The 7,119-nt window shown below is 75.2% G+C and carries 8 protein-coding genes; 4 read left to right on the forward strand and 4 right to left on the reverse strand.

Translation table 11 applies throughout. The annotated features are described in order from the left end of the window. Nucleotides 1-170 precede the first annotated feature (170 nt). A complete protein-coding gene (locus AC061S_RS40195) occupies nucleotides 171-986 on the forward strand; it encodes a trypsin-like serine peptidase (RefSeq protein WP_478690817.1) in 816 nt (271 codons plus the stop codon). On the opposite strand, the gene AC061S_RS40200 is transcribed toward AC061S_RS40195, so the two are convergent. The 3 genes from AC061S_RS40200 to AC061S_RS40210 are packed head-to-tail and all read right to left on the reverse strand — an operon-like array spanning nucleotide 959 to nucleotide 3,668. Continuing rightward, nucleotides 959-1,465, reverse strand: coding sequence for an NUDIX hydrolase (locus AC061S_RS40200; protein WP_478690818.1), 507 nt, complete (start codon nucleotides 1,463-1,465; stop codon nucleotides 959-961). The genes AC061S_RS40195 and AC061S_RS40200 overlap by 28 nt on opposite strands. Nucleotides 1,466-1,474: 9 nt before the next feature. After that, nucleotides 1,475-3,112 (reverse strand): apolipoprotein N-acyltransferase, encoded by a 1,638-nt coding sequence (gene lnt, locus AC061S_RS40205; RefSeq protein ID WP_478690819.1) that lies wholly within the window; start codon nucleotides 3,110-3,112, stop codon nucleotides 1,475-1,477. Between the two features lie 40 nt (nucleotides 3,113-3,152). Beyond that, nucleotides 3,153-3,668, reverse strand: coding sequence for a hypothetical protein (locus AC061S_RS40210; protein WP_478690820.1), 516 nt, complete (start codon nucleotides 3,666-3,668; stop codon nucleotides 3,153-3,155). Nucleotides 3,669-3,749: 81 nt separating this feature from the next. On the opposite strand from AC061S_RS40210, the gene AC061S_RS40215 reads away from it, so the two are divergent. Beyond that, complete coding sequence (locus AC061S_RS40215) at nucleotides 3,750-4,235, forward strand: VOC family protein (protein ID WP_478690821.1); 486 nt, start codon at nucleotides 3,750-3,752, stop codon at nucleotides 4,233-4,235. Between the two features lie 65 nt (nucleotides 4,236-4,300). On the opposite strand, the gene AC061S_RS40220 is transcribed toward AC061S_RS40215, so the two are convergent. Then, entirely contained in the window at nucleotides 4,301-5,356 is a 1,056-nt protein-coding gene (locus AC061S_RS40220) for an FAD-dependent oxidoreductase (protein WP_478690826.1), read from the reverse strand. A 110-nt stretch (nucleotides 5,357-5,466) separates the two neighbouring features. Here AC061S_RS40220 and AC061S_RS40225 point away from each other — a divergent pair, with 110 nt between their 5' ends. Beyond that, nucleotides 5,467-6,066 (forward strand): TetR/AcrR family transcriptional regulator, encoded by a 600-nt coding sequence (locus AC061S_RS40225; RefSeq protein ID WP_478690822.1) that lies wholly within the window; start codon nucleotides 5,467-5,469, stop codon nucleotides 6,064-6,066. Continuing rightward, the gene (locus tag AC061S_RS40230) at nucleotides 6,063-7,025 is read left to right on the forward strand and encodes an ADP-ribosylglycohydrolase family protein (protein ID WP_478690823.1); all 963 of its coding nucleotides are present in this window, start codon (nucleotides 6,063-6,065) and stop codon (nucleotides 7,023-7,025) included. Before AC061S_RS40225 ends, AC061S_RS40230 begins: the two co-directional genes overlap by 4 nt. Nucleotides 7,026-7,119: the final 94 nt, after the last annotated feature.

Raw genomic sequence — 7,119 nt, forward strand, 5'->3', positions numbered from 1 at the left:
TCCCCGGCTGCCGCACGACCACGGCTGCCGCACAACCCCGGCTACCTCATGTCCCCGCGCCCGCGGCCAACGGGCGGCGCCCGTCCGGTCGCCGGACCCGCCGGTGATTCACAGCGGATTCACATGGAATCCCCGACTCCGGTCACAGGTTCCCCCGCGAGGGTCGGAGCATGATCCAGCGCCTCGCCTCCCGACCGGACCGCCGCTCCCGCGCCCGTGCCCGTGGCCGGCGCGCTGCGCGGATCCTGCTCGCCCTGGCCACCATGACGGCCCTGCTCAGCGTCGACGTCCCCGACGCGCTGGCCGAACCGCCGCTCGGCGTCACGACCACGGCCGCGGCCGACGCGACGGCCGGGCGGGTCGGCGCGCTCTTCGCGGGCGGCCTGGACGGCGGCCACTTCTGCACCGCCTCCGTGGTGCGCAGCCGGGACCGGGACGTGATCGCCACCGCCGCGCACTGCCTGGACAGCCCGGACACCACCTACTTCGCCCCGGGCTACCGCGACGGCCAGGCCCCGTACGGCCTGTGGAAGCTGACCGGCGTGTACGCGGCCCCCGGCTGGACGGACGGCGAGGACCCGGACGACGACATCGCCTTCGCGACGGTGACCCCGGTGGACGGCCCGGTGGACGGCCCGCTGGACGGCCCGCAGGACGGCCGTCAGATCGAGGACGTGGTCGGGGGCTTCCCGGTCGCGGCGGAGCAGCCGGCCGAGGCCACGGTGGCCGTCGTGGGCTACCCGAGGCGCGCCGAGTCCCCGCTGTACTGCGCCAACGCCACGACCCTGGTCTCCGAGACCCAGCGCCGCATCGAGTGCCCGGACCTCAGTGGCGGCACCAGCGGCAGCCCCTGGCTCGTCGGCGGCGCCATGGCGGGCGTCCTCGGGGGCTACGAGGGCGGCGGGACCGTGCCGGAGGTCTCGTACAGCGCGGTCATGGGCGACCGGGCCGTGGAGCTCTACCGCGCGGCGTCCGGCATCGGCTGAGCCGGGGCGGGGGCCGCGAACCAGGTCGGCTCGTCCCGCAGGGCCTGGCGGATCCGGTCCACCGCGAAGGACTCCAGCGGCTCCGGCAGCGCGTCCGGTGCGAACCAGGCCACCTCCAGCGACTCGTTGTCGTTGACCCGCGCCTCCCCGCCCGTGGCCCGGCAGAGGAAGGTGATGTCCTGGAACTGGCAGACGTCCCCGTTCGGGTAGGTGATCGGCGGGAGCATCTGCACCAGCACCACCCGGTCCGGTACGCACCGCACCGCGGTCTCCTCGTACACCTCGCGCACCGCCGTGTCGGCCGGCTGCTCCCCCGGCTCCGCGATCCCGCCGACGACCGACCACCGTCCGGTGTCGGCGCGCCGGCCCAGCAGGATCCGCCCCAGGTCGTCGACCACGACGGCGGTCACCCCGGGCAGCAGCAGCAACTGGTGACCGGCGGTGGCGCGCAGGGTGCGGATGAAGTCAGGTGTGGTCATTCCCCGACCTTACGAGGCCCTGCGCGTCCGGCGGGCGAACGTCCAGCCGAGTCCGGCCGCGGCCACGGCCAGCAGGAGGTACTCGGCGAGCGGGCCGAAGCGGGTGGCGGGGGTCTGCGCGGAGCGCAGCGGGATCTCCGCGACCAGGGCGTCGGCCGTGAACATCTTCGTCTGCTGCACGATCTCGCCGTCGGGCCGGATGACGGCGCTGACCCCGCTGGTGACGGGCACCAGGACGGTCCGGCTGTGCTCCACGGCCCGGACCCGGTCCATGGCGAGCTGCTGGTAGGTCATCTCGGTGCGGCCGAAGGTGGCGTTGTTGCTGGGCACCGCGATGACCTGGGCTCCTGCCCGCACGGTGGAGCGGACGGCGTCGTCGAAGGCGGCCTCGTAGCAGGTGACCATGCCGACTCCGCTGCCCGCCATGTCGAAGACCCCGGGCTCCTTGCCGGGGCCGAAGTCCCGCCGCACCCGGTCCACGTCGGAACTGAAGAGCCGGACGAAGGAGCGCATCGGGATGCGCTCGCCGAAGGGCTGGATCTTGCGCTTGTCGTAGGTGTCGACGGGGCCCTCGACCGGGTCCCACAGGATCATCGTGTTGCGCAGCGGGCCGGTCTCCGGGGCCAGTACGGAGCCGATGGCGACGGGCACCCCGATGGTCTTGACCGCGTTGTCGATGACGGCGTAGGCGTCGGGCTCGGCGTACGGGTCGATGTCGGAGGAGTTCTCCGGCCAGACGACGAAGTCCGGTCTCGGCACCTTGCCGAGCTTGATGTCCTCGGCGAGCTGGATCGTGCGGTTGGCGTGGTTGTCGAGGACCTGGCGGCGCTGGGCGTTGAAGTCGAACCCGGCGCGCGGGACGTTGCCCTGGATGACGGCGGCCACCACGGTGCCGTCCTCGGCCGCGTCGGAGACCAGCGGCCGGGCCGCCAGCGCCCCGGCGAGCGGGGCTGCCACGGCGGTGGCGGCGAGCAGCGCGGCGGTGGCCCGGCGGGTGTCGGCGCCGACGCGCAGGACCTCGTACAGCCCGAATCCGCACAGGGCCACGGCGAAGGAGAGCAGCGGGGTGCCGCCGAGCGCGGCGAGCGGCAGGAAGACCCCGTCGGGCTGCCCGAAGGCCAGCTTGCCCCAGGAGAAGCCGCCGAAGGGGGCCCGGGCGCGCAGCGCCTCGCCGGCGATCCAGACGGCCGCGCCCCACAGCGGCCAGCCGGGGAGCCGGCTGACGAGGGCGATACCGAGGGTGGTGAGGCCGATCAGGAGGGATTCGAGGGTGACCAGGGCCAGCCACGGCACGGGGCCGACGCCCTCGCCGGTCCAGACGAGCAGCGGCAGCAGGAAGGCGAGCCCGTGCAGCACGCCGAGGCCGAAACCGGCCCGCGCGCGGCGCCCGTACAGGCACCAGCCGAGCAGGGCGAGGGCCAGGGGTGCCAGCCACCACAGGGGGCGGGGCGGGAAGCTGAGGTAGAGGAGCACTCCGGAGAGGACGGCGAGCGCGGGACGCGCCAGCCGGCCGGCCCATCGCCGCGCGGGGGAACCCGCCACGACCCCGGCCTCGGGCGCTCGAGTCGGTACGCCGGCCCCTTGGGGTTCGTTCCCGGCTTCGTTCCCGGCTTCGTTCCCGGTCGCGCGGGTCGCACTGCTGCTCATCTGGCGGAGTGTACGTCCCCTCCCTGTGCCGGTGGCGGAGTCAGTGGGCCAGGGCACGCAGATGGGTGCGGATCACGCGGACCGCGTTCTCCGCGTCGTCGACCGTGACGGTGAAGAGCTTGCCGTCGCCGAGCCGCAGTTCAAGGCCCTCGCCGCGCCGGACGATGATGGCGGTACCGCGCTCGGGGCGCCAGCGGTAGCCCCAGCCGCCCCATTGCTGCGGGGTGATCGAGGGCACGTACTCGGCCGCCTCCACCTCCGCGAGCCGGATCCTGCGGCGCGGCAGCCCGATGTGCCCGCAGCGCACCTCGATGGCCTCGGCGTCCACGGTGACGGCGGCGTGCACGAAGGCGAGGGTGCCGAAGAGGATGAGCAGGCCCGCGGCGAGGCAGCCGATCACCGCCATGAGCAGCGCGACGATGCCGGCGCCCCAGGCGTGGCCGACGGCGAGCTGGATGCCGAGCGCCAGACAGGCCGCACCGGCTCCGGCGAGGATCCACTGCACGCGGTTGGAGGCCCGGCCCGTCCAGAGCGGCCCCGGGGGGTGACCCGTCATGTGTAGCAGCGTACTCACGTTCCACAGGGACGCCACCGGCCTCTTGACCTGAATCGCACTTGAGGTCCTACGGTCGCGGACATGACGAACAACGAGGCGGCAGAGGTGTCGGGGCAGACGATCCCGGAGCGCTATCGCACGGCGGTGGTGCCGCACATCATGGTGGCCGACGCGGTCGGCGCCCTGGATTTCTACGTACGGGCCTTCGGGGCCGTGGAGGAATACCGGCTGGACGCACCGGGCGGCGGCGTCCTGCACGCGGAGCTGCGCGTCGGCGGGGCGGTGCTGATGCTCGGCGACACCGCCGGCGGCGGGTTCACCGCGCCGACGGCGCTGGGCGGGACGTCGGTGGCGCTGCACGTGTTCGTCGCGGACGTGGACGGACTCGTCCGGAGGGCCGCGGCGGCGGGCGCGGAAGTGCTGCAGGAGCCCGCGGACCAGTTCCACGGCGACCGGACGGCCCACCTGCGAGACCCGTACGGACACACGTGGATCTTCTTGGCCCACCTGGAGGACATGTCGGGGGAGGAAGTGGAACGCCGACTGGCCTCGGCCGGGACCGCTTAGCCGGAACGTCCCGGCCGGGACGGGGCCTGGCCTGGCCTGGCCTGGCCTGGCCGGGCCGGGACGCGCTAACCGGGCAGCAGGCCGACGAGCGCGTCCCGCAGGGCCGGGCGGCGGACGGTCATGAAGCGGTGCAGGGTCCGGGAGCCGAATGCCACCCGCTGGGCGCTGCGGCGGCGCTCGCCCTCGTACGCGCGCAGTGCGGCGGGCAGGCTGCCGGGGCCGTGGGCGGCGACGGCGCGGGTGAGGGCCTCCGCGTCGAGGAGCGCGGTACAGGCGCCCTGGCCGAGGTTCGGGGTCATGGCGTGCGCCGCGTCGCCGACCAGCGCGACCGCTCCGGGCGCAGCCGTGCGGGTGAAGGAGGGCAGCGCCGGGTGGAGGTGGCGCATCCGGTAGCGGATCCAGGTCTGCGGGTCGGTGTCGGCGAGCATGCGCGGGATGGGGTCGTGCCAGTCGGCGAAGGCGGCCCGCAGTTCCTCGGCCGTGGTGGCCTCGGGAACGGTGGCGTACCAGTTGGTGCGGCCGGGTTCGACCGGGGTCATCCCGAAGAAGCGGCCCCGGCCCCAGGTCTCGCCGTAGACGCCGGTCTCGAATCCGGCGGTGCCGATCCAGGCCGTGGAGCCGAGCTCGCGCGGCCGGCTCCGGCCCTCGAAGCGGGCGGATCGGACGGCGCTGTTGATCCCGTCGGCGCCGACGAGGAGGTCGGCGCCCCGCGCGGCCGAAGCGTCGTAGGCCTGGCCGTACGCGATCTCCGTGCCGCCGAGCCGCGCGAGCTCGGCGAGGAGCGCGTCGATCAAGTAGGGCCGCGAGATGAGCAGTTCGGGGCGGCCCGCCTTGCGTTCGATCCGCTCCAGCGGGAGCGCGGCCAGTACCCGACCGTCGGGGCGTCGGATCCGCGCGTCGCGATACGGGACCGCGCGCGCCCGGAGCGCCCCGCCGAGGCCGAGCCGGCCGAGGGCCGCCTGGGCCGTGGGGTGGATACCGAAGGCGGTTCCGTACCGCTCCGGCTCGGCCCGGCGCTCCAGAACGGTCACCGCCCAGCCGGCCCGGCGCAGACCGATGGCGGTGGCGAGACCACCGACCCCGGCGCCGACGACTACCGCCGAGCGCCTCTCCCCGCCCATGTCCCCAGCGCTCGCGCCCACGACACACCCCCCGTTCGAGCCACTCCCACTCGACCACCACATCCGTGGTGCCACATCTGTGGTACCACGGATGTGGTTATGCTGGCAACGTGAACCAGGACCGAAGGGACCGGCTGCGGGACGCGGCCATCGCGGTGCTCGCCGAGGCGGGCGGACGGGGGCTGACGCACCGGGCCGTCGACACGGCGGCCGACGTGCCGCTCGGCACCGCCAAGAACTACTTCCCGAGCCGCGACGCGCTGCTGCGCGCGGTCGCCGGGCGCTGCCTGGAGCAGTACCGGGCACTCGCCGACCGGCTCGCGGGGGCCGGCCCCGGACCCGCCGACCGGGCCGGACTCGCCGCGCTGCTCGCCGGACTGCTCCGCGATACGGCCGGCGCCGGGCGGCCGCGCGTGGTGGCCTACTTGGAGCTCCAGGCCGAGGCCACCCGACGGCCGTGGCTGGCGGAGCTGCTGGACCCGATCGCGGCGGCTGACTTCGCGGCGTTCGGACACCTGCTGGCCGCCGCCGGACTGCCGGCCGGTCCGGAGCACGCCCGGGCCCTCACCCTCTCGCTGCACGGAGCCGTCCCCCACCTCCTGACGGGCGCCCCGGACACCCTGGCCGCGGCCGGGCTCGCCGACCTGGACGCCTTCACGCGCGGGATGCTGGACCGCGTGTGCCCCGAACCGCAGGACGAGACCGCGTGACCGCCCGGCTCGACCGCGCCGTCGGAGCCGTGCTCGGCTCGGCGGCCGGGGACGCGCTCGGCGCGCCCTACGAGTTCGGCCCCGCCGGGCAGTTGAGCGCCCTCGGCAAGGAGATGCGCGGGGGCGGCGGCTGGGATCCGGGCGAGGCCACCGACGACACGCAGATGGCGGTGCTGGTCGGGGAATCCCTGCTGGAGTGCGGCGGGCTCGAACTCCCCGACGTCTTCGAGCGGTTCCGGCGCTGGGCCGCCGGGGACCCCAAGGACATCGGGCTGCAGACGGAGATCGTGCTGACGAGCGGCGACCCGTGGGACCTGGCAGCCGCGCTGCACTTCCAGGTCAACGCGCGGGCGGCGGGGAACGGTTCCCTGATGCGCGCCTCGACTTCGGCGGTGTACTTCGCTCCGTCGGGCCGAACGGCGACCATGGCCGCCGCCCGGCGGATCGCCGCGCTCACCCACGGGGACCGGGCGGCCTGGGAGGGCACGGCGGTTCTCCACGAGCTCGTCCGCGTGGCCCTGGACGGCGGGGACCCCCTGTCCGCGCTCCCCGCGACGCTGGCGCAGGTGCACCCGGACCACCGCGAGCGGTACGCGCGGGTCCTCGCCCCGGACTGGCATCCGGATCTGGCCACCGAGTTCAACGGGGCGGTGTGGCCCTGCCTGGGCTCGGCGGTGTGGGCGCTGCGCACCACGTCGGGCTTCGCGGACGCCGTACGGGCCGCCGTGGACCTGGGCGGCGACACCGACACGGTGGCGGCGGTCACCGGCACCCTGGCCGGGGCGCGGTACGGCGCGGCGGCGGTCCCAGAGTCCTGGACGGCCCGCCTGCACGTCCCGCTGCCGGGCTTCGGGGACCGCGTCCTGGACCCGACCGGCCTACGGGAGCTGGCCCGTCGCCTCGCGAAGGCCGGAGCCGACGCCGCGGCGGGTCCGGGTCGGCGGGGGCCCGGCGACTGATCGGCCCGGCCACAGCGCTCGGGGGCAGCTACGCGAGGGGCGCGCCGCGCACGGTCTCCGAGAGGGGGTGGCCCGCGTCGCGCACGGCGGCGGC

This window comes from Streptomyces sp. CA189 (assembly GCF_056428985.1).

Coding starts and splice junctions, on each gene's coding strand:
- AC061S_RS40195 (WP_478690817.1), top strand. CDS start 171: ATGATCCAGCGCCTCGCCTCCCGACCGGACCGCCGCTCCCGCGCCCGT.
- AC061S_RS40215 (WP_478690821.1), top strand. CDS start 3,750: ATGACGAACAACGAGGCGGCAGAGGTGTCGGGGCAGACGATCCCGGAG.
- AC061S_RS40210 (WP_478690820.1), bottom strand. CDS start 3,668: ATGACGGGTCACCCCCCGGGGCCGCTCTGGACGGGCCGGGCCTCCAAC.
- AC061S_RS40220 (WP_478690826.1), bottom strand. CDS start 5,356: ATGGGCGGGGAGAGGCGCTCGGCGGTAGTCGTCGGCGCCGGGGTCGGT.
- AC061S_RS40200 (WP_478690818.1), bottom strand. CDS start 1,465: ATGACCACACCTGACTTCATCCGCACCCTGCGCGCCACCGCCGGTCAC.
- lnt (WP_478690819.1), bottom strand. CDS start 3,112: ATGAGCAGCAGTGCGACCCGCGCGACCGGGAACGAAGCCGGGAACGAA.